The sequence below is a fragment of the Haloferax marinisediminis genome (assembly GCF_009674585.1).
Lineage (GTDB): Archaea > Halobacteriota > Halobacteria > Halobacteriales > Haloferacaceae > Haloferax > Haloferax marinisediminis.
Genome location: NZ_WKJP01000001.1, coordinates 1,475,959 through 1,501,950, shown reverse-complemented (window position 1 = coordinate 1,501,950; position 25,992 = coordinate 1,475,959). Strand labels below are relative to the sequence as shown.

The following is a 25,992-nucleotide window of genomic DNA, read 5'->3' as shown; positions in this document are numbered from 1 at the left end:
ATATTCGCGGTTTTACGGATGATTCCGGCGACCAGAGCATCTACAGCGGCTGAAGATCCAGAATACGGAACGTGATTCGAGGGAGAGTGGATGTGACTCCATCGTACGTGGTCACCGTCTTTCACAGCCTTCGAGTCCGTCGTCGTCTCGTCGGATACCGCGTCGCTTTTGGCCGCGCACCCGATACTTGGAGTAACCGAATGGCCCGATACCACATCGAGACGTACGGCTGTACCTCGAATCGCGGCGAGAGCCGTGCCATCGAGAGTGCGCTCCGCGACGCGGGTCACTACCGCGTCGATGGTCCCGAGGAAGCCGACGTTGCCATCATGAACACCTGTACGGTCGTGGAGAAGACGGAGCGGAACATGCTCCGTCGGGCCAAAGAACTCGAACAGGAAACGGCCGACCTCATCATCACCGGCTGTATGGCGCTCGCACAGGGGAACGACTTCCGCGAGGAGGGCATCGACGCCCAGATTCTCCACTGGGACGACGTGCCGACTGCCGTCACCAACGGCGAATGTCCGACGCCCGGCCCGGGTGTCGAACCCGTCTTAGACGGCGTCGTCGGCATCCTCCCCATCGCCCGCGGGTGCATGTCGAACTGTTCGTACTGCATCACGAAGTTCGCGACCGGTCGCGTCGACTCCCCATCGGTCGAAGAGAACGTCGAGAAAGCCCGCGCACTCGTCCACGCCGGTGCGAAGGAACTCCGCATCACCGGCCAGGACACCGGCGTCTACGGCTGGGACAAAGGCGACCGGAAGCTTCCGGAACTCCTCGACCGCATCTGCTCGGAAATCGAGGGCGACTTCCGCGTTCGTGTCGGCATGGCCAACCCCGGCGGCGTCCACGGCATCCGGCAGGAACTCGCGGACGTGTTCGCAAAGCACGACAAACTCTACAACTTCATCCACGCGCCCGTGCAGTCGGGGTCCGACGAAGTCCTCGAACACATGCGCCGCCAGCACCGCGTCGACAAGTTCCGTGACATCGTCGAGACGTTCGACGAGACGCTCGGCTATTGGACGCTCTCGACGGACTTCATCGTCGGCTACCCAACCGAAACCGACGAGGACCACGCGAAGTCGATGGACCTGCTCCGCGAGATTCGCCCCGAGAAGATCAACGTCACGCGCTTCTCGAAGCGCCCCGGCACCGACGCTGCCGACCTGAAGGGCCTCGGTGGGACCATCAAGAAAGAGCGGTCGAAGGAGATGTCCGAAGCCAAGATGGACATCGTCGCCGCCGCGTACGAAGAGATGGTCGGCACCGAACACGACGTGCTCGTCGTCGAAGAGGGAACTGGCGACTCCGTGAAGTGCCGCGACGAGGCCTATCGGCAAATCATCGTCCAGAACGCCTCCGAACACGGCCTCGAACCTGGTGACTTCGCTCGCGTGACGGTCACCGCTCACCAGACTGTCTACGCCTTCGGCGAACCGGTCGAAACACGAGTCGAGCCGAAAGCGGCCTGAGAGACTGCGGACCCACTTTTACGGTCGAATCGACCACACGAGTTCGTCTTTTGCCGACGCTGGTGGGTCGCCGTCGAAGTTCGTCAGCGTCCACGACGACACGCCGACGAGTCGCAACAGGAGTTCGAACTCGCGTTTCGAGACCGACTTCAATCGGTAGGTCTCAGAGGCGACCACCTCGTCGTGTTCGTCCAAGAGGACCTTTTCGCCCCGGACGATGGCGTCGATTTCGTCTTCGAAGTCGGCACGGTGGAGCACTCGGTGCGGTTCGCCCGTAACCTCGACTGCTTCCGTTTCTTCGACGCCGTAGTTCTCGACGACGAACTCGCAGTCAGGCGCGTAGAAGTTCAGCACCAACTCGCCGTCGTCGGCCGTCGCATCGAGGAGCGACCGGAGTGCGGCCAGTTGGTCGTCGATAGTCAGGTTGTGGAGGAACGCCCGAAAGGGGACGATGACGAGGTCGAACGGCGCATCGACGGTGAACTCCCGCATGTCTGCCTGCCATACCTCGGGTTCCAGTCCCTCGGCGGTCGCTTTCTCTCGGAGGCGGTCGAGCATCGATTCCGAGAGGTCGATTCCGGCGGCGTCGATGTTCTCACGGAGCAGTTCGAGGTAGATTCGTCCGGTGCCACACCCAACTTCGAGGACGCGACCATCCACCTCACTGGCGCGGGCGACGTAGTACGACACGTCCGTCGTCGGTGTCTCCTCTGCGTCGTAGAACGGGGCCCACGTGTCGTAGAAGTCGATGACGCCATCCGATTCCATGGACGGTCTGCGTCCGATTCGTCCTTAAACCTTCGCTCGGTATGCGACGGTTGTTGAAATCATCTGTACTGTTGAAAACGCAGACTGACTGTCGGAACCAAAAGAGGGCGTGGTCTGCGGTGTCGGTCAGGGAGACACAGCATCACAGTGCCAACCGGGGTCGTGGCCGGTACGGCGTATGAGGTCGGACCGACATGCGGGACAGTAGTCAGGAGTGGTTGATTCGGTACGAGGGACGTACACGCCGCCGCCACACTCCACACACGCATCAGCAACGATTGTCGCACAGTCCGCACAGATGTTGAATTCGTCAACTGTGAGGTCGCGCAAGGGTTCGAGTTGTTTATCCAGGATGTACTCGTCGACGACCGCCTGACAACGGTGACACGGTTTCATAGCGATGCACCTTGCCACATGTGACCGTGACACATATACTTGTCCCCAGGAAGCTGACGGACGTACTATTCCCCCACCGATACCTTGTTGTCACTCGGAACACAGCATCGCGTGTGTCAGCTGACGCCCCGCCACTCTCGCGACTCGTCGCCCGAGATGCGCTCCAACTCGTTCTCGCCGTCACTCTCGTCGGTCTCGTTCTCTTTGCGGTCACCGGCGTCTGGCCACCCATGGTCGCCGTCGAGAGTGGCAGTATGGAGCCACATCTCGAACGCGGTGACCTCGTCGTCGTCACAGACGAGGACAGGTACGCTGGCCCCAGTGCTGACGACCACGGCATCGTCACGGCGAGTGCGAGTGATGGATACCAGAGAGTCGGTGCCGAAGGTGACGTTATCGTGTACGCACCGCCGACGAGAGACGGGTCACCGATAATCCACCGAGCGGTGTTCTACGTCGACGCCGGTGAGAACTGGTACGACGAAGCGAACAGCGCGTACGTCCGCGGTGCGAACTCCTGTGCAGAGTTGCGGAACTGTCCCGCACCGCATGCAGGGTACATCACCCAAGGCGACAATAACGGCTACTACGACCAGGCGTCCAGCATCGCGCCACCCGTCCGTCCCGAGTGGATTAAGGCCAAAGCGCAGTTCCACGTCCCGTATCTGGGAACCGTCAGGCTCGAACTGCAAGACGCACTCTAACGGGAGAATCAGTGGTGTCCGACGCTACTTTCCATCGCCGCCGTCGGGCGTGAACGGTGTAAACCGCTCTGCGTCCGGGTCTTCTTTCCACTCGCCGAGTTCCCTGGGGTCGATGTGGACGAACACGTCGTCGACTTCGTCGATGTTGCGGATGGCTTGGACGACCCACGTCTCGATGTCGTGGGCCTCCGCGAGCGTCATGTCGCCTTCGACTTCGATGTGGAGACTCACGTCGATTTCCGGGCCGACGTAGTGGGCCACCACGTCGTGGGCACCTTTCACGTCCGGGTGGGACAGCGCCGTCTGCACGATGAGTGCGCGGAGGTACTCGGGTGGGGCAGCACCGACGAGGTAGTTCACGTTGTCGCGGACGATTTCGTACCCGGTGTAGACGATGCCGATGGAGACGACCATCGCGGCCAGCGGGTCCAAAATCGGATAGCCGAACTGTGCGCCGAGGACACCGACGAGTGCGGCCGCCGCCGTGAGGATGTCGTTGCGGTTGTCGAGTGCGGCGGCGACGAGCGCGGGGGAGTTCCGCGTTTTACCGACGTCCAGGCAGTAGCGATAGAGCGCGAATTTGAACACGCCGGCGCCGACGAGGACGACGACACCGAGCATCCCTGCGGCACCGCCGTAGCTCTGGTTGAGAATACTGCTCGTACTCTGCCAGAGAATCGCGCCACCCGCCGCGAAGATACCGACGGCGACGAACAGCGAGACGAACGGTTCGATTCGCTCGTGTCCGTGCGGGTGTTCGAAGTCCGGCGGTTTCGTCGTCAGATAGAGGCCCGCCAGAATGATGGTGCTGTAGATGACGTCTGCGAGACTGTTCACCGCTTCGGACCCAACCGCCAGACTTCCAGTCGTCCACCACACCGCCCCCTTCCCGAGGACGAGTATGGCGTTGGCCACGAGGACGACGACACCGACCCGACGGATGGCCCGTTTCCGCTCCATTACACTGGCTTTCGGGTGTGGGGTTGAAATGCGCTTCGGGTGATAGCAGCCGTTTAGACGACGATTAAGAGAGTTTTTGAGTCAGTCTAAATCGAAGATAACCGCCGAGTCGTCGCCGTCGGTGCTGGACCCATCGAGGTCCGAGAACGCCTCGTGAAGATGCTCGTAGGAGTCGTCCAGCGCTTGCACGAGGACTTTGGTATCCGAGATGACTGGCATGAAGTTCGTATCGCCGCTCCACCGAGGGACGACGTGGGTGTGGAGGTGGTCGTCGATCGACCCGCCCGCAGCCGACCCGCCGAGGTTCTCGCCGGCGTTGAAGCCATCGGGGCCGAACGCGGCGTCGAGGGCGTCGAGTGTGAGCGACTTCAACCGGGCGTGGTCGAGGAGTTCCTCGTCGGTGAGGTCCGCGAAGTCGCCGGTGTGGCGGTACGGAATGACCATCACGTGACCCGGTGCGTACGGGTAGTTGTTGAGGAGGACGAACGAGTGTTCAGAGCGAGCGACGATGTTGCTCTCGGCGTCGTCGTCGCGTTCGGGAAGCGCACAGAAGGGACAGGAGTCGTCGTCTGCATCCTGGTCACCGTCTCGGGTCACCCACTCGATGCGCCACGGGGCGAACAGTTGGTCCATGACGGGGTGAACGAACGGGGGGATGCAAGCCGTTTCGGTCGCTGGTGGGCGAGAGCCCTATCGAGTCAGGTTCTCGTAGCCGTCTTCGGTGACGATGATAGTGTCTTCCGCCTGTCCGACCATCGCGCCCTCTTCTTCTTTCAGGACGGGGTAGCCACGGAGGACGCCCTGCTGTTCGAGGCGGCGAATCGCCATCTCGGATCGGCCACCTTCGAACCAGCGGGCCGCGAAGGGGAGCAGTTTGTACGTCTCGCGGACTTCGTCGAGCAGTTTGCGCGACATTCGGTCGCGGACCGAGCGGTCGTGGACGAGACTGTAAATCTCGTTCTTCGAGCCTTCGGTAACTTTCCCGGACCCGTCGGTTGCGAACGGTTCGATAGCGACGACGTCGCCAACTTCGAGTTCGACGCCGCGGTCAGACCCGCGGTTCGGAATCGTCGGGTCGGTGTGCGCGTCCCACTGCTCGACGCCGTGGCCCGAGAGGTTGAGAACCGGCGTGTAGCCGTAGCCCCGAATGACGTCTTCGATTTCAGCACCGATTTCGCCGGTGTGTGCGCCCGCTTCGACCATGTCGAGCGCGGCGTCGAGCGCCTCTTCGGCGGATTCGACGAGTTCGTCGTTGCCCGAGAGGTCCACTGTCACCGCCGAGTCGGCGATGTAGCCGTCGACGTGGACGCCGATGTCCAGACAGACCATGTCCTCGCCGAAGACGGTGTCGTCGCCGCGGCCCGGACTCGCGTGCGACGCTTCTTCGTTGACGCTGATGTTGACTGGGAACGCACAGCCATCGGCCAGTTCACGAATCCGTTCTTCTGCGTATTCGGCCACTTCGAGGTGGGTGACGCCCGGTTCGACCATCTCGGCCGACTCGTCCATCACCGTTCGGAGGACCTCCCCTGCTTCTCGATACTTCTCGACCGTCTCGTCGTCGAGGGGTCCGATGCTCATGCTCCCGGATTCGGGGTCCCGCCGGAAAGCGATTGCGGGACGAGTGGCACCGCATCGGCGCTCTCTCGTCGGAGGCCATGTGTCACATTGGCGTGACTATATAGCTCAACATTCAGCAACTAGTAACCCTTTCTAAATCTCCGGTGCTGGATAGGAGAAGACAGCGCCCACTATGAGTGTCCCAACCTTCCACCCCGACGTCGCCGAACAGCACCTTCGTGTAGATATCGACGACTGGGACGACGTGTACGTCGTCGGTGACGTCCACGGGTGTCTCCCTGCGCTCGAACGGCTCGTCGACCGCCTCGACCCCTCCGACGACGACCTCGTCGTCTTCGTCGGCGACCTCGTTCGGAAAGGACCGGACAGCAAAGGTGTGGTCGACTACGTCCGCGAACGCGACAACTTCCTCACCGTCCGCGGGAACAACGAAGAGAAACTCATCCGTGGGAAGAAGGAAATCGACGCACTCACCGACGACGACCTCGAGTGGATAGAAGACCTCCCGGTCGCCATCTCGTGGGACGGCGCACTCGTCGTCCACGGCGGCGTCCACCCCGACGTCCCACTCGAAGAACACGACGTCGACGCCCTCGAAAACACCCGTGCGATGAATCCGGGCGACAGCTACGACGGGCCGTTCTGGTTCGAACACTACGAGGGTCCAGACCGCGTCTTCTTCGGGCACACCGTCATGGCACACCCAGCGGTGTTCCGGTACGCGATGGGTCTCGACACCGGTGCAGTCTACGGGGGCGCACTCACCGCCTACGACCTTCACGCGGACGAACTCGTCTCGGTCGACGTGGACGTGACCCACGAGTCACGCAAAGACTCGAAGATTCTCGAACCGCGGCAACCCGCACTCGTCTGACTCCCGAACAGGCGGCGAAGTAAAGTTCACTGCCGTACCATCTTCTCTCAGTACATGTCCGAAGATGAGGCGCAGAGCGGTGAGCCAACCGAGTTCGACGGCGGCCAGACGACTGTTCAGCGTCCAACGACCGAGCCCGTCCGCGTCGGTCGCGTCGTCGACGTACCGGAGGCTCCAGACACGGTGGACCTCTCAGAGACGACGCTGTATCTCAACCGCGAACTGAGCGAACTGTCGTTCCACGAGCGCGTGCTCAACGAGGCGTTCGACGAGCGCAACCCGCTTTTCGAGCGCGTCAAGTTCCTCTCGATTCTCACCTCGAACCTCGACGAGTTCTTCATGAAACGCGTCGGCGGGTTGAAACAGCAAATCGCCGCGGACGTGACGGAGCTCTCTCCCGACGGTCGCACACCACGCGAACAGTGGGCACTCGTCTTAGAGCGCGCTCGGACTCTTCTCGACCAACAGACCGACTGCTTCCGTGACCTCGTTCGCCCCGCTCTCGCAGACGCCGGTATCGACATCGTCACGTACGACTCGCTCTCGTCGGACGAACAAGCCGCGCTCCGAGACTACTTCGAGGCCGCGGTTCTCCCGACGCTCACACCGCTCACGTTCGACCCTGCACACCCGTTTCCGTTCATCTCGAACCTCTCGCTGTCGCTCGCTGTCCTCACGAGAGAACACGACGATGCACCGACGAAGTTCTCCCGTGTGAAAGTCCCCGGCAACCGCCCACGACTTGTCCGAGTGGACGCCCACGTCGACGGCGACACCGGCCCGAGCGGCGACGCCGACGAGACCAGCACCACGAAACGGTTCGTTCCGCTCGCTCGCGTCATCGAACACAACCTCGACTTGCTGTTTCCGAACGTCGACATCCTCGACACGTCGATGTTCAGGGTGACGCGAAACGCCGAAGTCCGGCGGAACGAGGAGGTCGCAGAGGGCCTCATCGAGATGATCGAAGACGTGCTCCGGCAGCGTCGGTTCGCCACGGTCGTCAGACTGGAAGTCGAACACGACACGCCGACTGCGGTTCGTGACCTCCTCGTCGAACAGCTCGACCTCGACGAGAGAGAGGTGTTCGAGCGCGAGATTCCACTGGACTTCACAGAACTGACGACGCTGTTCGACCTCGACCGGCCCGAACTCGAAGTCGACCCGTGGCACCCACAACCCCACCCACGGTTTGCCGGCCTCTCGGCGGACGACCCTGACGCGCTCTTCGCGGAAATCGCGCGGAAAGACGTCCTCGTGCATCATCCGTATCACTCGTTTACGGGCACCGTCGGGACGTTCCTCGGCGCGGCGGCGAACGACCCGAAGGTGCTCGCTATCAAGGCGACTATCTACCGAACCGCACCCGACTCAGAGGTCATCGAGACGCTCATCGAGGCGGCGAAGAACGGGACACAGGTCGCGGTGATGGTCGAACTCAAAGCCCGGTTCGACGAGGAGAACAACATCCGATGGGTCCGTCGCCTCGAAGAAGAGGGTATCCACGTCGCCTACGGGACCATCGGCCTGAAGACGCACACGAAGACGGCGCTCGTCGTCCGCGAAGAAGGCGACGGGGTTCAACTGTACTCACACGTCTCGACCGGGAACTACCACTCCCAGACGGCCAAACTGTACACCGACCTCGGCCTGTTCACTGCCGACCCAGACATCGGTCACGACCTCGTGCGCCTGTTCAACTTCTTCACCGGCCACTCGCGGCACGAGACGTACCGCAAACTGCTCGTCGCACCGACCAACCTCCGCGAGGAGATGACCCGACTCGTCCGTCGCGAGGCCGACCACGCTCGCGCCGGGCGCGACGCCCACATCGTCGCCAAGATGAACGCGCTCGAAGACCCGGAGATGGTCCGTGAACTCTACGGAGCGTCGATGGCTGGCGTCAAAATCGACCTCGTGGTCCGTGGCATCTGCCGCCTTCGCCCCGGTATCGAGGGAATCTCCGAGACCATCTCGGTGTCGAGCGTCGTCGGCCGGTTCCTCGAACACTCGCGTATCTTCTACTTCGAGAACGCCGGCAACCCCGAGTACTACGTCGGGTCGGCGGACTGGATGACGCGAAACCTCGACCGTCGCGTCGAAGCGATTGCCCCCGTCGTAGACCCGTCGCTGCGGGTCGAACTCGACGCCGTTCTCGACGCGCTCCTCTCGGACAATCGCCGACGCTGGGTGATGGACTCCGAGGGACGATATCAGCAACTCCGCCCAGCAGACGACGAACCCGAGGTGGAAGCACACACCGAGTTGATGAACCGTGCGCTGGCCGAGACGCACCGAGCGAGAAACGGTCAGCACGAGTCGTAACGGGGCAGGTAGGGGTGGTTTCCAGTGGTGCTGTCGTCTCTCCTAGCTCCCCGAAAAATAGCCGTCCTCAGGCGCTCGGTCGAATCCGAGCGAGGACGTCACCGCGACTGAACTCACCGCCTTCCGCGACGACGAGTTCGGTCACCGTGCCACTCGTCGGTGCCGACACGTCGATACTCACCTTCTCGACTTGCATTTCGCCGATGGCTTCGCCTTCGTCGACGGCAGAGCCTTCGCGGACGAACCAGTTGGCGAGGTAGCCCTCGTTGACGTCGTCCGCGTCGTCGGGCCAGATGGATGCCGAATCGACGTCGACGTCCTCGGTCATGTGCCTCCTCCGTTTGCGTCGGGCGACCCGCTCATTCGTGGAGTTCGCGGATGGCCGCCGCGATTTTGTCGGTGCTGGGGTTGACTTCGTCTTCCAGCGAGCGAGCGTACGGAATCGGCACGTCCGGGATGGCGAGGCGCTTGACCGCCGAGAGGTCGTCGAGCGCGCCTTCTGCGGCGCGGGCGATGATTTCGCCCGTCACACCGAACGACTGGTAGTCCTCGTCGACGACGAGGAGTTTCCCGGTCTTGCGGACCGAGTCGAGGACAGTCTCGGTGTCGAGTGGGACGAGCGTCCGCAGGTCGATGACTTCGGCGTCGATGCCGTCGTCTTCGAGTTGACTCGCCGCCTCCAACGACCGGTGGACGTGCAGGCCGAGGGTGACGACGGTCACGTCGTTCCCGTGGCGCTTGATGTCGGCTTCACCGAACGGAATCGTGTAGTCTTCTTCCGGAACGGGCGTCTTCGGGCCCGTGGGCGACGGCATCCAGCCGAGACCCATCAGGCGCTTGTGGAACATGTACACCACAGGGTCGTCGTCGCGGATGGCGCTGTGCATCAGTCCCTTGGCGTCGTAGGCCGTACTCGGGACGACGACTTTCATCCCGGGGAGGTGGGCGAAGGTCCCATAGAGCGTCTGGGAGTGCTGCCCGGCGTCGTTGTAGGTGCCACCGACGGCGGTGGTCAGCACCATCGGGACGGAGAACGACCCGCCGCTCATGTAGGTGTTCTTCGCCATGTTGTTGTAGATCTGGTCCATGGCGACGCCGAAGAAGTCGACGAACATCAGTTCGGCAATCGGCCGCATGCCGGCCTGTGCCGCCCCAACGGCGGCACCGAGGAACGCCGTCTCGCTGATTGGCACGTCCATCACGCGGTCTCGGCCGAACTCGTCTAACAGGCCGGTCGTACTGGAGAAGATGCCGCCGTAGTCGGCGACGTCCTCGCCCATGTAGAACACTTCTTCGTTCTCACGCATCTCCCACGCGATAGCTTCGACCATCGCGCGACTCATGGTCAGTTCGCGGTCCGTCTCGGTTGCTTCCGTGATATCTCGTGATTCAGTCGCCATTATTGCTCACCTCCCTCACTCCCACCGTCAGTCGCTGTCTGCGCTGGCGGGTTCGTGAAGACGTTCTCGTACGCCTCCGACGGGTCTGGTTCCGGTTGCTCTTTCGCCCACGCGATTGCTTCGTCGACCCGTTCGTGTGCGCGTTCTCGGATCTCGTCGAGGTCGTCGTCGCTCACGCCGTGTGCTCTGAGGTCGTCGGCCAGTCGTTCGATAGAGTCGCGCTGTTTGGCGCGTTCGATGTCCGCTTCTGGCCTGTACGCTTCGGCGTCACCCATGAAGTGTCCCATGCGGCGGTGGACCTGCACTTCGATGAGCGATGGTCCGTTGCCATCGCGGGCGCGCATGATGGCTTTTTCCGCTGCCTCGTAGACGGCGACCGCGTCGTCAGAGTCGACTCGTTCTCCGGGCATGTCGAATCCCTGCGCGCGTCGAGAACCGTCTTCGACGTCGGTCACGCGGTCTTTCGGCATACTAATCGCCCAGTCGTTGTCCTCGATGACGAAGACGACCGGAAGGTCCTGAACCGCCGCGAGGTTGAGTGATTCGAGGAACCCGCCTTGGTCGATTGCCCCTTCGCCGAGGAACGCGACGGCCACCGAGTCCGTGTTTCGTTTCTTCGCGGCCATCGCGGCACCGACTGCCGGCGGACACCCCTGTGCGATGATGCCTGAACACGCGAAGTTTACGTCCGGGTCGAACAGGTGCATGTGTCCGCCCTTCCCGCGGCACAGTCCCGTCTCACGGCCGAATATCTCGGCTGTCATCTTCTTCAGGTCCACACCTTTCGCAATCGCGATGTGGTGCGGTCGGTGCGGTGCCGTCACTGTGTCGTCGTCTCGAAGGTGGATGCAGACGCCGGCGCCCGAAGACTCGTGCCCTGCAGCGAGGTGCAGTTCACCCGGAATCGGCCCCGCCGAGATGTCGAACGCCGGTTGCTTGCCGACGAGATACTCCTCTTGTAATCGCTCTTCGTAGTACCGAGCAGTCACCATCTGCTCGTACATCGTCCGTAGTTCGGTAACACTCACCATATGCTCGTGAGACTACACGATATATTGTATTAACATTAATTGTGAAGAATAGGACCGTCTGTTTCACCGAACCACTGAAATTGACAGTTGTGGGGCCGCTAGCGTACAAAAATAAGTAATCGCTCGACGACTCTCTCCGTATGGCTGACACGACACCAACGCCAGTCACGATACCCGCTGGCGGCGTCGAACTCGAAGGAGACCTCGGGATTCCTGCGGATGCTTCGGGCCTCGTCGTCTTCGCGCACGGAAGCGGGAGCAGCCGGAAGAGTCCCCGAAACAACTACGTCGCGGACGTCATCCGACAACACGGCGTCGGGACGCTCTTGTTCGACCTCCTGACCGAGAAAGAAGACGAGACGTACGAAACACGGTTCGACATCCCGCTGTTGGTCGAGCGACTGCTCGCCGCGACCGAGTGGCTTCGGAGTCGAGACGAGACGCGCGACCTGAAGATTGGCTACTTTGGGTCGAGTACGGGTGCTGCAGCAGCACTGCTCGCAGCGGCCGAACTCGGTGACGAGACCGGTGCCGTCGTCTCACGTGGCGGCCGCGTCGACCTCGCAGACGAACGTCTCTCGGAGGTGACTGCGCCGACGCTGTTCGTCGTCGGTGGTGCAGACGAACCCGTCCTCAGTCTCAACCGTGAGGCGTACGAAAAACTCGACTGTGAAAAGTCGTTGGAGGTCGTTCCGAGCGCTGGTCACCTGTTCGAGGGGGCAGGTCAACTGGAGGCCGTCGCCGACGTGGCGGCCGAGTGGTTCGAGACGCATCTCTGACCGACCCGCGCTACGAGACGGACCCCGTCTCACCGGGAGAACTTGAGGTCCTTCTCGGGGTTCTCGGCGACGACCCACCAGCGAACGTCTTCTTTGGGGTGGCGTCGCTCGACGTGTTCTTTCAGTTTGTCGCCAGCGTCGAAGTCGCGTCCACAGAGGTTACAGCGGTGATGTCGCTTGGTCATGGTAAACCTACGACAGCTAACAAGATTAACCTAGGCTGGGGGAACGGTTCGAGATGAATAGTCCCCAAAACTGGGCCCTGAACCCGCTTAGACGCCTTCGACGAGTCGTTCCAGTTGTTCCGGTGGGACAGCACCGCGCGCGGCGTAACCCTCGTAGGCGAACGTCGGAACGCCGGTGACGCCGTGGCGCTGTGCTTCGGCGAACTGCTCACGAACTTCTTCGAAGAACGTGTCGTCGTCCAGTGCAGACCGAATCTCGTCGCCGTCGATACCGGCGTCTTCGGCGAGTTCGACGAGGAGTGCTTCGTCGCCGATGTCGGAACCCTCCTGCCAGAGCGCCTCGAAGATGGACACGTCGAACGCGAGCCACGTCTCGTTGTCGTAGTGTTGTTTCACGTAGTACGACGCGACCTGCGCGGGAAGCGAGTCGACGTCCGTCGCAATCTCTTGTTTCATCTCGACGTTGTAGCGGTCTTGGAGGCGACGGACACCCTGTTTCGCCTGTTCGTAGTAGTCTTCGTCCTTGCCGTCGTCGACGGAGAAATCGATGGTTCCGTCGGGCCGGCGCTTCTGGCTTCGAAGGTCGAACGGATGCCAGTCGATGTCGAGTTCGTCCTCGCGCGTCTCCTGGTAGCGCTTCAGTGATTCGCGTCCGAGATAACAGAACGGACACACGTAATCCGAGTAGACAGTGATGCTCTCCGCGTCAGCGTCGGTCATACACACTCGTATTGAGCACGGTTACAAAAACGAATTGCTTGGCTGTGCGCCCGAGTCGACAGAGCGGTAGAGTCTCTGTCCGGCCGGTGGCATGTTCACGCAGCGGACTCTTCTTCGAGAATCTGGCAGATTGCGACTTCCATCTCTTCGAATTCGGAGAGTTCGAGTTCGTCTGTGGTGACGATGACGCCGTGGTCACCGATGACGGCGCGACCGACGAAGCCCTCAGAGAAGATACGGAGCGTAAACTCGTACTCGCCGAACTCGGTTCTGGTGAGGTCACTGCTGTCGTCTCTGGTCTTGCTGTACGTCTCGTGTGGACCGAACGCCGCACGCTCGTTTTCCACGAGTCTCTCCTTGGCCGCGCGTGCCATCTCTTCGTCGCCGCCGTAGAGGTCCTGTCGGATGTAGAGCGTCTCGAAGTCGTCACGCGTGAAGTAGACGACGCTCCGGAGAGAGTCGCCGAGCGTCGTGCGGCAGGTGGAGACGATGGCGTCTGTGAAGGCCTGTGAAACGTCAATGGAGGAACGTGTCATAGACACTCATAGCACTCGCCAGTACTTGGCTATCTCGCCACGTTCAGGCTTTCAGACGTGTGAGTAGAAATCAGCCGACGGCAATCAACACGCAATCAGTTCGCACTCAAGCGAGTCGGAACCGGGTATCAGTCAACGTCTCTGAAACCTCCCAGAGTCGCGCTGCTGTCTCGGGGTCTCGTGCCCGTTCGCTCGGTTCCACGACTCCCGGATGGCCGCGCATGCCGAACAGTCCCTGTGGGCCGACGTACGCTCCGCTTTCGACGGTTGGTTCAGTGGCGGCGTAGAGGGTGGGGAGGGCACCCATCTCCGCTGATTGGGCGAAAATCGCGTTCCCGAGTTTACTCATCCAGAGACGGGCAGTCGACCCTGACTCTGACGGCCCTCGGAACTGGAGGTTCGTCGCGGCGTACCCCGGATGTGCGCCGACGCTCGACACGTCGTCGATACCTGAAGCGGTCAGCCTGCGGTCCAACTCGAACGCGAACAAGAGGTTCGCAAGTTTGCTCTGGGCGTACGCGTCCCACTCGTCGTATCCACGTTCGCCGTTGAGGTCGTCGAAGTTCATCCGCCCGCGCTCGTGGAGCCCACTGGACACCGTGACGATGCGTGATTCACCGGGCGTGTCACGGAGGTGTGCGAACAGTCGCGCGGTGAGCGCGAAGTGACCGAGGTGGTTCACGCCGAACTGCATCTCGAACCCCTGTGCGGTCTCCTGTCGCGGAATCGCCATCACTCCGGCGTTGTTGCAGAGGACGTTGAGTGACCCGTGTTCGGCTGTGAACTAGTCGGCGAATCGGTCGACTGAGTCGAGGTCTGCGAGGTCGAGTGCTGCAACGGTCAGTGAGGCCGCCGGGACGTCGCGTCGAATCTCCGCCATCGCTGCCTCGCCTCGGTCGACACTTCGGCAGGCCATGACGACGTGTGCGCCCTTCTCGGCGAACACCTTCGTCGCCTCGAAGCCAATCCCGCTGTTCGCGCCGGTGACGACAGCGGTCTTCCCCGAGAGGTCGGGGACGTCTTCGGCAGTCCAGTCGCTCATGTATCGATAGTAGGACCGAAGCGAAAAAACCGTGCTGGCGAGTGGTAGTTCCCGACAGACGAGTTACCGAGACGCCGTGCTCGTCTGCATGCCGTCTGAGTTGAACGCCGACCCGAACCCCTCGTCGTCGAGGAGGATGACACCCGCTGACGACCCGGTGAGTTCGCCGAACTCCTCGATAGCGAGGTCTGCAGCGGTCTGGGCGTCACGACCCTGTTCGAGGTGCCGAACTGCGCGCCGGGCGAGCGTCACGCGAGCGATGTCTTCGCCGGCACCCGTCGTGGAAGCAGCGCCGGCCGGGGAGGCATAGAACCCAGAGCCAATCTGCGGCACGTCGCCGACACGTCCGGCGAGCGCGAACCAGCGGCCGCCAGTCGAGGTCGCGGACGCGAACGTCTCACCATCCGTCGCCACGGCGCCCACCGTATCGTGGCCGGGGAGATTCGCGGCGGTGACGGCTCCATCAGCCGCCTCTGCCGTCGGGTCGCTCGTACTCCCTCCGAACCGGTCGGCCAACCAGTCGAGATGTTCTCGTGGCGACCCCTCGGGTGCCTCGGCGGCCTCCCAGCGCTCGCGCGTCTCCTCGGTGAACAGGTCGACGCCAGTCTCGACGCCGATGTCGGCCGCGAAGTCGACCGCCGGGTCGCCCGCCAACAGGACGTGTGGTGTCTCTTCGAGGACGCTCCGGGCGACCGAGACTGCGTGCTCGACGCCCTCCATTCCGGCGGCAGCGCCTGCGCGTCGGTCGCTCAGCATCACACCGGCGTCAGTTCGGACGACGCCGTCGGACTGAACTGCACCGCCGACGCCTGCATTGAACCGTGAGTCCGATTCGAGGACGCGAACTGCGGTTTCGACCGCCGAGAGCGGGTCGGGCTCGGCGACCCCTTTGGTCGCAGCATCGTCCAGAACGGCCTGTCGTGGTTCGGGTTCGTCGGGGACGCCACCGGCCCCACCGTGCAGGATAATCCGCATACGTACGCGCACTCGGAGATTGCGGGTAAACGTATCGAACACCAATCGAACCGAACAGCAACCGAACGCCAGTGGATGACGTGATATTTGCGGAACGAGCGGGAGAACGGCAGGACTTTTACACCGTACTCAAAATCCCTCATTGTTCATGAGCTACGACCAGATTGAGGTACCTGAAGACGGCGAGAAAATTACGTTCGAGGACGGCGAACTCTCCGTTCCCGACAACCCGATCATCCCAATCATCCACGGTGACGGTATCGGAACGGACGTCGGCCCGGCCGCACAGAAGGTCCTCGACGCCGCCGCAGAGGCAACTGGACGCTCTGTATCCTGGATGCGCGTCTACGCCGGCGCCTCGGCCCGTGACAAGTACGACGAGAACCTCCCCGAGGACACCGTCAGCGCCATCCGCGACCACCGCGTCGCCATCAAGGGCCCGCTCACGACGCCCGTCGGCGCAGGCTTCCGCTCGCTGAACGTCGCACTCCGTAAGAAGCTCGACCTCTACGCGAACGTCCGCCCGACGTACCACCTCGACGGTGTCCCGTCGCCCGTCAAGAACCCCTCGGCGATGGACATGGTCACGTTCCGTGAGAACACCGAAGACGTCTACGCCGGCATCGAGTGGGAAGCCGGTACCGACGAAGTCCAGCAGGTCAAGGAGTTCGTCGAAGACGAGATGGGCTTCGACAACGTCATCCACGACGGCCCAGTCGGCATCGGCATCAAGCCGATCACCGAGTTCGGGACGAAGCGTCTCGTCCGCGAAGCAATCGAGTACGCCCTCGAAAACGACCGTGACTCCGTCACCCTCGTCCACAAGGGTAACATCATGAAGTTCACCGAGGGTGCCTTCCGTGACTGGGGCTACGAACTCGCAGCAGAGGAGTTCGGCGACGTCACCATCACCGAGGACGAACTCTGGGAAGAGTACGACGGCGAGAAGCCAGAGGACAAGGTTGTCGTCAAGGACCGCATCGCCGACAACATGCTCCAGCAGCTCCTCACCCGCACCGCCGACTACGACGTCATCGCCACGATGAACCTCAACGGCGACTACATGTCCGACGCCGCAGGCGCCCAGATCGGTGGCCTCGGCATCGCCCCCGGTGGCAACTTCGGTGAAGGTCTCTGTCTCGCAGAGCCCGTCCACGGCTCCGCACCCAAATACGCCGGTCAGGACAAGGTCAACCCGACCGCGATGATTCTCTCCGGCCGCATCATGTTCGAGTACATGGGCTGGAAGGACGCCGGACAGCTCATCCGCGACGCCGTCGAGAAGACCATCTCCGAGGGCAACGTCACGTACGACCTCGAGCGTCAGATCGAAGGCGGCAACAAGCTCGCCACGAGCGAGTACGCCGACAAGGTCGTCGAGAATATTCAGGAACTGGCGTAAGCCAGACACCACACTGAGGCCATCTGGCCTCGATTATCTTCTCTTTCGACTCGCTCCTGAGCGGTCGCTCACCGTCGAAGGCGGTCGAACAGGGGGCGGACCAGACCGAAGACGACAGCACCGGCCGTGTCGGCGACGATGTCGACTCCCGTGTCTTCGAGATAGTACGCGGTAGTCCACTCGACCCAGAAATCCGTGAAGAGTCGTTCGTACACTTCGAACCACGTTCCAATCGCGGCGACGGCAACCGGGAGGACGACGAGCAGTGCGACCGGCGAGCGAAACAGTCGCGGCTTGAACACGTACAGCAACGCCGCGACACCGAACCCAGAGGCTGCGTGGACGAAGATATCCCACCACCAAATCTTCGTGTAGAGGAACAACGCCATGCTCACGAAGTGAGTGATGGTGACCGCACCGCCCCACGTGGCGACGACTGCCATCTCTCGTGGGCGTTCTTCCCACCGCGGTACGACCATCTGGTCCCACGTCTGTTTCAGCATCCGAGAGCTGGGGGGCGCTGTGCGCCGGGTGCCGTGTGTGATGCCTGCTGCTGCAGGCCAGTTCGATGCGAGTCCATACCGGGTGAAAGGGAATCTAAAATATGTACGTTATTCCCACCGAGAAGCAGGTTATTGATTAAATTAACCCGACCGTCACGAGGGACGGAAACTCAACGCTGTGACTGTGTGGACAGTGTGTCGTCGTCCGACGGAGTTGCGGCGTCGGGAGACGTCGACGCATCACCACCGTCAGACCGGAGGTTTGCGGGGTTACCCGACGGTTGTGACTCGGTCAACCGCGACGGGTCGGTCGTGAACCGAACGACGCCGTCGACGAGGACGACGAACGCGAGCGCACCGAGGACGTCGACCACGAGGTCGGTGACGGTGTCTTCGAAGTAGTACGCTGCCGACCATCCGTACCAGAAGTCCTTGAACAGGTACTCGTACACTTCGAACCCGGCGCCGATTGCGAGGATGACGCCGGCAACGACGACCGGCGCCCGACTCCCGTTGAACGTCTGCGGGAAGACGAGGAACAACACACCGGCGACCCCGAATCCCGACAGCGAGTGGGTCAGTAGGTCCCACCACCAAATCTTCGTGTAGATACCGTAGGCCAGTCCACCGAAGTGCAGCACACTCACGAAGACCGCCCACACGCCGACGAACACCCAGAGCCACGGCTCACGCGAGAGTGACGTACGGCTCATCGCCGTCTGCGACGTGGAGTTGCCACGAGGGCGTTCGGCGGGCTGGACGCTATCCATGGGAGAGATACGCGGTGGGAGGGCATAGTTAGGGAGTTCCGTCGGCAAAATAATTACAACCTATTGATAAATGTCTTCTCCCTCACAGTCAGGATAGAGCTGCGCACACGTCCGGCGTGATGCCATTCCCGACCTCGAATCTGTTCGTCTTCGCGGTCAGTCCATCCACGGGGCGCTGTCACGAGGCGGTGAGAACACGTCGATGCCGACGACCGGTTCGTCACCACGGTTGTCTGCGCCGTGGAGTTCGTCGCCTGCGAGCGAGTAGGAGTCACCGGGGCCAACGACGATTTCTTCGCCATCGTCGCCCACGACGAACGTCAACTCGCCGGAGACGATGTATCCGACCTGTTCGTGGGGGTGGTTGTGAACCGGCACCGACGCGCCGGGTTCGATGCGGAAGTGCTGGACGTTCATCTTGTCGCCGCCGGCGAGGACTGCGAGATACACGTCGTCGACTGCCTCGGTCGGTTCTACGTCGTCGATGGAGATTCGGTCCATGGTGACAGGGCACTCGCTGCCGAGATAAAACCGGTGGGCTCGACGACCCCCGAACGTTCAAATCGGATGGCGAGCAACTCACGACCATGTACGCGGTCGTGGGCTGTACGGACTGTGCGAACATGTGGTTGCTCTCGAACCCGCGGGAGTCGAAGACGGCGACGTGTCCGCGATGCGGGAAGCGACACCAGACCAAGAAACTTCGCCGATTCTTCGAGTCGGAAGACCGCGACGCCGCGAGACAGGCACGGGCGGCGCTCCTGGCGAAGAAACACGGCGACAGCGAGGCGTTCGCGCAGTTGGAACACGTTTCGGAACTCGACCGGCAGGTCGAGGAGTCGGGTATCGACGACCGGGAGTATCTCGAAGGGTCGGGACTCGACGCCGACGAGGTGTTCGACGCCGGCGAACAGGCGAAACGTGGTCGGGCCGCCTCGTCGGGGTCGAAAGACCGATTGACTATCGTCCGCGAGTCGATTCGGGACGGTGACAGACCGTCGGAAGACGAAATCGTGGCCGTCGCCAGCGAGCGTGGTGTTCCCGAAGAGCGCGCCCGCGACCTGCTGGAGAAGCTCCGGCGTCGCGGCGAAGTCTCAGAGTCCGGCGGTCGGTATCGCCTGCTCTGAGAGCAGGTATAGCGCCAGACCGACGCTCAGAGGAATCCGAGCAACTTCGCGATGGTGAGCGCGGACGCGACGACGCCGAGTGCTAACTTCAACAGACGCAACGCGAGTGTGAGGCGCTGGACCTCGTCGTGGTTATCGTTCGATTCGGGGTCGGTACTGGAGGTGGGTGCGTACATGGTCGGGACGGGAGTGTGGACACGCCCGCAGGTGCTCTCCTGACGGACGCCTCTGAATATACCAGTGAGACTGGATTAAAATCGAGCCACGGGTGTAGAGTGAAAGTGAACGTGGTGTGTTCACAGTGGTTCGAGCTGATTTCGTTCGAGTGAAGTTCCGAAACGCGTGATTCGATTGAGAACACACAGCGAAAGTGAACGCCGGTTCTCAGTCGGCAGTCGTTAGCTCGGTTCTTGGATGAACACGAGCACCTCGTCGACGAAGCGGTCCGGTGCAGTGTTCATCACGGCGTGGGCATGTCCGTCGAAGACGACGACCCGGTTGTTTGGAAACACAACTCGAAGCGTCTCAACCGCGTCTTTGAGGAACGGTGCGCTCTCGCTCCCGGACAACAGCAACGTCGGGACGGTCAGGTCTTCGAACCGACTCGCATCGAACTCGTACTGAGTGGGTGCGAGGACTTCTCGAATGACGGTGTTGACCGCGGCCACACGGTTGGGCCAGTTCGGTGCCGCACGGAGTGCGTCGAGTTCCATCGGTGGAACTCTCGCAACCTCGGTGAAGAACAACACGAGCGCATCTTCAGCTGCGTCGTCTTCGTACAACGCCTTCATCTCGGAGACGACGTCTGCAGTGTCGGGGAAGCTATCGCCGACGGGAAATGGGGGTTCGTACAGGATGAGTTTACTGAGGTTGTCGGTGCGGAGGGCCGCCTCCAGCGAGCAGAGCGCCCCGTACGAGTGGCCGAGGAGAATCACCGGTTCACCAATCGAGTCGACGACTGCGGCGACGTCCTCGAACTCTCGTTCCAGCGCGTAGTCGGGGCTATCGCCGCTTTCACCGCGCCCTCGGCGGTCGATTGCGTAGACTGTGGCGTGTTCTTCGAGGGGAGACCGGACGATTTCCCAACGCGTGTGGTCGGCGGACGTCCCGTGTACGAGGACCAGTGGCGGGCCGCTTCCGGTTCGTTCGTAGGCAATCTGTGTGCCGTCCACTGAAGAGATGGTCTCCATACTCTTCAAGACTAGAACTAGGTCGTCAAACCACGTTAGCATTACTCACGTTAGCACTGCTCATTCGTGGTGTGTCTACTGTCCGACTACCGGTTGCTGTCGTGGTATCGTTCGACGACCGGTGGCGGTTGTGGCACCTCGTCCGAACTGGTCAGCGTCTGCGACCCCCAGACAACTGCGAGGACGCCGACTAAGACGACCCACGAGACAGTCGCGATTGCATCGGCACGTGGTGTGAGCGCGATTATCTCGCCCGTGAAGTTGACCATCCCGTGCAAGATGATAATCGCGAGGATGCTACGGGTGGTGTTGTTGAACACCCACGTGAACACTCCCGTGAGGCCGACGACTCCAATCATGAACGACCAGAATTCGAGCGTCCCGACCCCGAGTCCTGCTTGATACGTCCCTTCGACGAAGAACAACGGAAGGTGCCAGACGGCCCAGACGACACCCAGAATGAGGCTCGCAGTGAGAGCAGACCACTGCATCTGGAGGCGGTCGAGCACGTAGCCACGCCATCCTAACTCTTCGATGAACGGTGGGAGCGTCGCGAAGAACACCGCCGGAAGTATCGCGAGCGGACTCACAGCAAAGCCAAGAACACCCTCGCTCCACGTTGCACCAGTCCCACCGAGGAAGAGGTCAACTGCCGCTCCGACGAGACTCATCACGAGGGGGAGAAACAAGATGACGGCGAACCATTTGAGACCGATTCGGCTCACGTCAGTAAGACGTCTCCAGTAGTCTTTCCGTCCACGTTCGTCGTAGACGAGATAGGTGAACCCGATGCCGGCGATACCCGGGCCGGCGAGTCCGGCCAACAGCAGTACGAGGCCTTCTGCACTCTCGAACGAGATTCCAAGTGCGATAGCCGCCACCCAGAAGGACCACGTAATCAGGTACGTGACGCCGAAAAACGCCAGTGGGCTCGTCACGAACGAAGTCGTTACTCCCGGTTGGACTTTGGCTGTCTCGACCATAATGTCTGATAGACAATCGCTCTCTTAGCTATTGAACGCAGTACTCAGTTCTCGGCCTCTGAGTTTCAGGTCTCGAACGGGCCAAAACAGACGGGTCAGTTATAGAGTGAACGTTCGATGGGCCGAGTCTCTCCCGGCCGAGGTCAGTTACCGTCCCAGCTCCGCGTGAGCGCTCGAAAGATGCCGCGAGGCGAGTGCAGAGAGAAGCGAGAGTTCACCGGCGAGCGACCCGACGGCGATGCACTCGGCGAGGGCGTCGGCGTTCGACCCGGCGGGGTCGCCACCGCCGCGGATACCGAGGATGTCGAGTCCCTCGGACTGCGTCGGCAGTTTGGTGCCGCCACCGACCGTCCCGACTTCGAGCGATGCGAGCGAGACCGAGACGTAGAGGTCGCCGTCTTGAACGTCGGCGGTCGTGATGGCGTTCGCGCCTTCGACGACCTGTGCTTCGTCCTGTCCCGTCGCGAGGAACATCGCGGCGACGACGTTGGCGACGTGGGCGTTGAAGCCGAGACTCGCGGCCTTCGCCGACCCGATGAGGTTCTTTCGCGTGTTGAGTTCCGCAATGGCCTCCGGCGTGGTGTGGAGTCGCTGTTCGACGACTTCGCGGGGGATACGAACGTCGGCAGTGACGCTCCGACCGCGTCCTTCGACGGCGTTGATGGCGGCAGGTTTCTTGTCGGTACAGAGGTTGCCCGAGAGGGCGACGAGCGACCCGGTGGTCTCTGCCTCGACGACGTCACAGGCCGCCCCGGTGGCGATGGTGGCCATGTTCATCCCCATCGCGTCTTTCGTGTCGTAGCGGAAGCGCAGATAGACGGAGTTGCCGACGACGTACGGCGTCACGTCGAGGAGTTCGCCGTGACTCGTCGTCTCCTCTGCGGCGTCTTTCAGCTTCTCGAAGTTGTCACGAGTCCACGAGACGAGTGCTTCGGCCTCGGCCACGTCGGCGACGCGGAACACCGGGGCGCGGGTCATTCCGGACTTGAGGACGCGGGCGGTCGCGCCGCCAGCGCTGTTGATAACCGAGCACCCTCGGTTGACCGACGCGAGGAGTGCACCTTCGGTGGTCGCCAGCGGCAGGTACTTTTCGCTGGAGACGGCGGCACCGTTCACGGTGACGGGGCCAGCGACACCCATCGGCACCTGAATGGCACCGACCATGTTCTCGATGGCCGACTCGGCCTTCTCGGCGGGGAAGCCGTAGTTACCAACCGAGTCGAGCGACGCACCCGACTGCTCTTCGACGAGGAGGCGGCGTGCTTCGGCGGCGACGTCGGCGTCGGCGTGTGCTTCGAGTTCGTGGAGGCGGAGTTCGCCCTCCCGAACGCGGTCGGCGAGGGACGCGGCGTCTGTCATGCTCCGACGTTTCCCGCGCCGGCCCTAACGGTTTCCGGTTCTTCGAGCAAGCCGAGTTACCCAGTCAGTTCCTCCCAATCCCGAACGATTTTGCCCTCCCGCGTCGGGGTCGAACGTATGACTGCGGCAGCGGACCTCGTACTGACGAACGCGGAGGTACACACGCTCGAATCACCGGACGAGACGCACGAAGCAGTCGCTATTCGCGACGGCGAAATCGTCCGTGTCGGCCGCGCGTTCGACGTTGAACTCCTCGCTGGCGTCGAGACGCGAGTGGTAGATTGTGACGGCCGAATCGTCCTGCCCGGATTCATCGACGCCCACACCCACCTCCCGAACGTCGGACGGTCACTCGTTCACGCTGACCTCTCTGCGGCAGACTCGGTGGACGACGCCCTCGAACTGCTCCGCGCGAGAGCGTCGGAACTCGACGAAGGAGACTGGATTCTTGGGTTCGGCTACGACGAGAGTACGTGGGACGAATCGCGCTATCTCACCTGTGACGACCTCGACAGCGTCTCCGACACCGCCCCCGTCGTCGCCTTCCGAGAAGACCTCCACACCGCCGGCGTGAACTCTGTCGTTCTCGACCGCTACCGCGACGAGATGGTCGCAGAAGGCGTCCAAACAGAGGGTGGAGGCCCGGACGGCGAGCCGACGGGCGTCATCGTCGAGGAAGCAATCGACGTGCTCTGGGAGGCGACGGAGCCGGACCGCGAAGAGATGACGAAACTCGTCCGCGCCGCACAGGAGTACGCCACTGCTCGCGGCGTCACCGGCGTCCACGACATGGTTCGTGGCTCCCGTGCCCCAGAAGTCTACCACGACCTCGCTGCTGCCGACGATTTGGACCTCCGCGTTCGCATCAACTACTGGTCGGACCACTTCGACGCACTCCACGAAGTCGGTCTGCGGACGAACCACGGCGACGGACTCGTCAGCGTGGGTGCCATCAAGACGTTCACCGACGGGAGTTTCGGCGGCCGCACCGCAAAAGTGTCCGAACCATACGCAGACGCCCCCGACGAGACTGGACAGTGGGTCGTCTCTCCCGACGAACTCCACGAACTCGTCGCAGCGGCCGACGACGCCGGCTACCAACTCACTGCGCACGCCATCGGCGACGAAGCTATCGACACCGTCCTGGATGCCTACGAAGAAACCGGAGACGCAGACTCCGCCCGGCACCGAGTCGAACACGTCGAACTCGCCTCCGACGACGCAGTGGACCGATTCGCAGACACGGGAGTGGTCGCCTCGGTCCAGCCGAACTTCCTGAAGTGGGCCGGTGAAGACGGCCTCTACGACGCTCGTCTCGGTGACCGTCGCCTCCAGACGAACCGGTACCGTGACCTCCTCGACGCCGGTGTCCACCTCGCGTTCGGGAGCGACTGCATGCCACTCGGACCGTTGCTCGGTATCGACCTCGCCACCGACCATCCGAACCCAGACCAGTCACTCACCGTCACCGAAGCAATCCGCGCGTACACCTCGGGCGGTGCCTACGCCGGATTCGACGAAGACCGACTGGGGACCGTCGTCCCGGGCAACGCCGCCGACCTCGTCGTCCTCGACGAGTCGCCGTGGGAGTCCGACTCCATTCGTGACATCGACGTGGCGATGACCGTCGTCGACGGCCGCATCGTCTTCGAGGCACGAGACTGAATGGAGACGGGTCTCCGCTCGCCGGTTGCGAAGTATTACGCCTACAAGGCGACCGAGTTCGTCTCGTTTACGGCAGCCATCTGGATTCTGTTCGTCCGGTCGCAGGGTCTCTCGTTCGCGGCGGTCGGCGCACTCAACAGCATCTGGTGGCTTGCACTCGTCGCCAGCGAGATTCCGACGGGGTACGTCGGCGACCGACTCGGACGACGCACTGCGATGGTAGTCGGGACGGCCATCATCGCCGTTTCGACCGTCGCCATGGGCCTCTCGTCTACGTTTCTCCAGTTCGCCGTCGTCTACGCGACGTGGGCAGTTGGACAGACGTTCCGCTCCGGAAGCGACGACGCGTGGCTCTACGACCTGCTGGGCGAGACCGACGAGACACAGGAGTTCGCGAGCGTTCGTGGCCGGGCGACTGGCGTCGGCCTCGCAATCGGCGCGGTGACGACACTCGCAGGCGGCGTCATCGCCGACGCCACGAACTACTCGGTGCCGTTCTTCGCCACCGCAGTCGTGACGGCACTCGGCATTCCGATTCTCCTCTCGGTTCCCGAGACCGGGACGACCGGAAGCGACTTCACCCCGCAGAAGGCGATTCGCGTCATTCGAGAGAAGTTGACTCGGCCGCCACTTCGGGGGTTCGTCGTCTACTTCGCACTCCTGTTCGGCGTCGTCAACATGGCGTACATCTTCGACCAGCCAATCGTCCGCGACGTGGCGCTCGGCCTCGGGGTTCCACCCTCGGCGTCGAACACTGCAGTCAGCGCCTCCTACGCCGTCTTCTCACTCGCTGCGGCGGCAGCGAGTTACCGAGCTGGCTGGATTCGCGACCGAATCGGGATTCGACGGTGGTTTCTCTTCGCACCCGTCCTCGTCGCGCTCGCGTTCGGGTCACTCCCCCTGTTCGGCCCACTGGCCTTCCCCGCGTTCATTGTCACCCGTGCCATCACCAACGCCTCTGTCGTCCTCGGGAATCAGTACGTCAACGACCGGGTGGATTCGGTCGGCCGAGCGACGGTGCTCTCGGCCGCTGGCATGGTCTTGTCGCTCGCCGTCGTTCCGTTCGAACTCGCCGGCGGCGTCGTCGCCGACGTGGTCTCACCGGCCGGCGCGCTCGCTGCGTTCGGTGTGATTTTGCTGCTCGGGTCGGGGGCGCTGTGGGCAGTCGAACGGCCAGTGTAGCGCTGCATAGAACCACCCCAGACAGCGGAGAATCCAACCCGAAGGGAAAACCCC

General features: G+C 62.4%; 28 protein-coding genes and 1 pseudogene. 9 read left to right on the top strand and 20 right to left on the bottom strand.

Annotation, left to right across the window (positions count from 1 at the left end):
• Positions 1–200 precede the first annotated feature (200 nt).
• On the top strand, positions 201–1,481 hold the full coding sequence (locus tag GJR98_RS07835; protein ID WP_151137092.1) for a tRNA (N(6)-L-threonylcarbamoyladenosine(37)-C(2))-methylthiotransferase: 1,281 nt from the start codon (positions 201–203) through the stop codon (positions 1,479–1,481).
• A gap of 18 nt (positions 1,482–1,499) precedes the next feature.
• On the opposite strand, the gene GJR98_RS07830 is transcribed toward GJR98_RS07835, so the two are convergent.
• Positions 1,500–2,249, bottom strand: coding sequence for a class I SAM-dependent methyltransferase (locus tag GJR98_RS07830; protein ID WP_151137091.1), 750 nt, complete (start codon positions 2,247–2,249; stop codon positions 1,500–1,502).
• A 126-nt stretch (positions 2,250–2,375) separates the two neighbouring features.
• Entirely contained in the window at positions 2,376–2,645 is a 270-nt protein-coding gene (locus tag GJR98_RS17955; RefSeq protein ID WP_151137090.1) for a DUF7571 family protein, read from the bottom strand.
• A 113-nt stretch (positions 2,646–2,758) separates the two neighbouring features.
• Between GJR98_RS17955 and GJR98_RS07820 the strand changes: the two genes are divergently transcribed.
• The gene (locus GJR98_RS07820) at positions 2,759–3,349 is read left to right on the top strand and encodes a S26 family signal peptidase (protein WP_151137089.1); all 591 of its coding nucleotides are present in this window, start codon (positions 2,759–2,761) and stop codon (positions 3,347–3,349) included.
• Positions 3,350–3,373: 24 nt separating this feature from the next.
• Here the strand turns inward: GJR98_RS07820 and GJR98_RS07815 are convergent, their stop codons facing one another.
• The 3 genes from GJR98_RS07815 to map form a co-directional block, all read right to left on the bottom strand.
• Positions 3,374–4,309 carry a cation diffusion facilitator family transporter gene (locus GJR98_RS07815; protein ID WP_151137088.1) on the bottom strand — a complete coding sequence of 312 codons (936 nt, stop codon included), beginning with the start codon at positions 4,307–4,309 and terminating at the stop codon, positions 3,374–3,376.
• Between the two features lie 81 nt (positions 4,310–4,390).
• On the bottom strand, positions 4,391–4,942 hold the full coding sequence (locus GJR98_RS07810) for an HIT family protein (RefSeq protein WP_151137087.1): 552 nt from the start codon (positions 4,940–4,942) through the stop codon (positions 4,391–4,393).
• Between the two features lie 57 nt (positions 4,943–4,999).
• Entirely contained in the window at positions 5,000–5,890 is an 891-nt protein-coding gene (map, locus tag GJR98_RS07805) for a type II methionyl aminopeptidase (RefSeq protein WP_151137086.1), read from the bottom strand.
• 172 nt (positions 5,891–6,062) lie between these two features.
• Between map and GJR98_RS07800 the strand changes: the two genes are divergently transcribed.
• The gene (locus GJR98_RS07800; RefSeq protein ID WP_151137084.1) at positions 6,063–6,764 is read left to right on the top strand and encodes a metallophosphoesterase family protein; all 702 of its coding nucleotides are present in this window, start codon (positions 6,063–6,065) and stop codon (positions 6,762–6,764) included.
• 54 nt (positions 6,765–6,818) lie between these two features.
• Positions 6,819–9,089: a polyphosphate kinase 1 gene (gene ppk1 / locus GJR98_RS07795; RefSeq protein WP_151137082.1), complete on the top strand. Its 2,271-nt coding sequence runs from the start codon at positions 6,819–6,821 to the stop codon at positions 9,087–9,089.
• A 67-nt stretch (positions 9,090–9,156) separates the two neighbouring features.
• Here the strand turns inward: ppk1 and GJR98_RS07790 are convergent, their stop codons facing one another.
• From GJR98_RS07790 to GJR98_RS07780, 3 genes are read right to left on the bottom strand one after another with little or no spacing between them, the layout of a single operon-like run.
• Positions 9,157–9,417: a lipoyl domain-containing protein gene (locus tag GJR98_RS07790; RefSeq protein ID WP_151137080.1), complete on the bottom strand. Its 261-nt coding sequence runs from the start codon at positions 9,415–9,417 to the stop codon at positions 9,157–9,159.
• 31 nt (positions 9,418–9,448) lie between these two features.
• Complete coding sequence (locus tag GJR98_RS07785) at positions 9,449–10,489, bottom strand: alpha-ketoacid dehydrogenase subunit beta (protein ID WP_151137078.1); 1,041 nt, start codon at positions 10,487–10,489, stop codon at positions 9,449–9,451.
• Positions 10,489–11,493, bottom strand: a complete 1,005-nt coding sequence (locus GJR98_RS07780) for a thiamine pyrophosphate-dependent dehydrogenase E1 component subunit alpha (protein WP_151139403.1) — start codon at positions 11,491–11,493, stop codon at positions 10,489–10,491. The genes GJR98_RS07785 and GJR98_RS07780 overlap by 1 nt, the downstream gene beginning before the upstream one ends.
• A gap of 167 nt (positions 11,494–11,660) precedes the next feature.
• On the opposite strand from GJR98_RS07780, the gene GJR98_RS07775 reads away from it, so the two are divergent.
• Positions 11,661–12,299 carry a dienelactone hydrolase family protein gene (locus tag GJR98_RS07775; RefSeq protein WP_151137076.1) on the top strand — a complete coding sequence of 213 codons (639 nt, stop codon included), beginning with the start codon at positions 11,661–11,663 and terminating at the stop codon, positions 12,297–12,299.
• A gap of 29 nt (positions 12,300–12,328) precedes the next feature.
• On the opposite strand, the gene GJR98_RS17465 is transcribed toward GJR98_RS07775, so the two are convergent.
• From GJR98_RS17465 to GJR98_RS07755, 5 genes and pseudogenes are all read right to left on the bottom strand, one after another.
• The gene (locus GJR98_RS17465) at positions 12,329–12,484 is read right to left on the bottom strand and encodes a hypothetical protein (protein WP_191965435.1); all 156 of its coding nucleotides are present in this window, start codon (positions 12,482–12,484) and stop codon (positions 12,329–12,331) included.
• Between the two features lie 87 nt (positions 12,485–12,571).
• On the bottom strand, positions 12,572–13,204 hold the full coding sequence (locus GJR98_RS07770; protein ID WP_151137074.1) for a DsbA family oxidoreductase: 633 nt from the start codon (positions 13,202–13,204) through the stop codon (positions 12,572–12,574).
• Positions 13,205–13,299: 95 nt separating this feature from the next.
• Positions 13,300–13,740 (bottom strand): DUF7522 family protein, encoded by a 441-nt coding sequence (locus tag GJR98_RS07765; RefSeq protein ID WP_151137072.1) that lies wholly within the window; start codon positions 13,738–13,740, stop codon positions 13,300–13,302.
• A 106-nt stretch (positions 13,741–13,846) separates the two neighbouring features.
• Positions 13,847–14,782: pseudogene (locus GJR98_RS07760) on the bottom strand (oxidoreductase).
• Positions 14,783–14,845: 63 nt separating this feature from the next.
• Positions 14,846–15,757 carry an isoaspartyl peptidase/L-asparaginase gene (locus GJR98_RS07755; protein ID WP_151137070.1) on the bottom strand — a complete coding sequence of 304 codons (912 nt, stop codon included), beginning with the start codon at positions 15,755–15,757 and terminating at the stop codon, positions 14,846–14,848.
• A gap of 148 nt (positions 15,758–15,905) precedes the next feature.
• Between GJR98_RS07755 and icd the strand changes: the two genes are divergently transcribed.
• Positions 15,906–17,159: an isocitrate dehydrogenase (NADP(+)) gene (icd, locus tag GJR98_RS07750; protein WP_151137068.1), complete on the top strand. Its 1,254-nt coding sequence runs from the start codon at positions 15,906–15,908 to the stop codon at positions 17,157–17,159.
• Between the two features lie 68 nt (positions 17,160–17,227).
• On the opposite strand, the gene GJR98_RS07745 is transcribed toward icd, so the two are convergent.
• The 3 genes from GJR98_RS07745 to GJR98_RS07735 form a co-directional block, all read right to left on the bottom strand.
• A complete protein-coding gene (locus GJR98_RS07745) occupies positions 17,228–17,662 on the bottom strand; it encodes a hypothetical protein (protein ID WP_151137066.1) in 435 nt (144 codons plus the stop codon).
• Positions 17,663–17,832: 170 nt separating this feature from the next.
• Positions 17,833–18,375 carry a hypothetical protein gene (locus tag GJR98_RS07740; protein ID WP_151139402.1) on the bottom strand — a complete coding sequence of 181 codons (543 nt, stop codon included), beginning with the start codon at positions 18,373–18,375 and terminating at the stop codon, positions 17,833–17,835.
• A 213-nt stretch (positions 18,376–18,588) separates the two neighbouring features.
• Positions 18,589–18,933, bottom strand: coding sequence for a cupin domain-containing protein (locus GJR98_RS07735; RefSeq protein ID WP_151137064.1), 345 nt, complete (start codon positions 18,931–18,933; stop codon positions 18,589–18,591).
• An 86-nt stretch (positions 18,934–19,019) separates the two neighbouring features.
• On the opposite strand from GJR98_RS07735, the gene GJR98_RS07730 reads away from it, so the two are divergent.
• Positions 19,020–19,559 (top strand): DUF5817 domain-containing protein, encoded by a 540-nt coding sequence (locus tag GJR98_RS07730; RefSeq protein ID WP_151137062.1) that lies wholly within the window; start codon positions 19,020–19,022, stop codon positions 19,557–19,559.
• A gap of 26 nt (positions 19,560–19,585) precedes the next feature.
• On the opposite strand, the gene GJR98_RS07725 is transcribed toward GJR98_RS07730, so the two are convergent.
• From GJR98_RS07725 to hmgA, 4 genes are all read right to left on the bottom strand, one after another.
• Positions 19,586–19,735: a hypothetical protein gene (locus tag GJR98_RS07725; protein ID WP_154269716.1), complete on the bottom strand. Its 150-nt coding sequence runs from the start codon at positions 19,733–19,735 to the stop codon at positions 19,586–19,588.
• Positions 19,736–19,957: 222 nt separating this feature from the next.
• Positions 19,958–20,749 (bottom strand): alpha/beta fold hydrolase, encoded by a 792-nt coding sequence (locus GJR98_RS07720; RefSeq protein ID WP_151137060.1) that lies wholly within the window; start codon positions 20,747–20,749, stop codon positions 19,958–19,960.
• Between the two features lie 86 nt (positions 20,750–20,835).
• Positions 20,836–21,732 carry a CPBP family intramembrane glutamic endopeptidase gene (locus tag GJR98_RS07715; protein ID WP_151137058.1) on the bottom strand — a complete coding sequence of 299 codons (897 nt, stop codon included), beginning with the start codon at positions 21,730–21,732 and terminating at the stop codon, positions 20,836–20,838.
• Positions 21,733–21,879: 147 nt separating this feature from the next.
• Complete coding sequence (gene hmgA, locus GJR98_RS07710) at positions 21,880–23,091, bottom strand: hydroxymethylglutaryl-CoA reductase (NADPH) (protein WP_151137056.1); 1,212 nt, start codon at positions 23,089–23,091, stop codon at positions 21,880–21,882.
• A gap of 117 nt (positions 23,092–23,208) precedes the next feature.
• Between hmgA and GJR98_RS07705 the strand changes: the two genes are divergently transcribed.
• Positions 23,209–24,756 carry an amidohydrolase gene (locus tag GJR98_RS07705; RefSeq protein ID WP_151137054.1) on the top strand — a complete coding sequence of 516 codons (1,548 nt, stop codon included), beginning with the start codon at positions 23,209–23,211 and terminating at the stop codon, positions 24,754–24,756.
• The gene (locus GJR98_RS07700) at positions 24,757–25,938 is read left to right on the top strand and encodes an MFS transporter (protein ID WP_151137052.1); all 1,182 of its coding nucleotides are present in this window, start codon (positions 24,757–24,759) and stop codon (positions 25,936–25,938) included.
• Positions 25,939–25,992 lie beyond the last annotated feature (54 nt).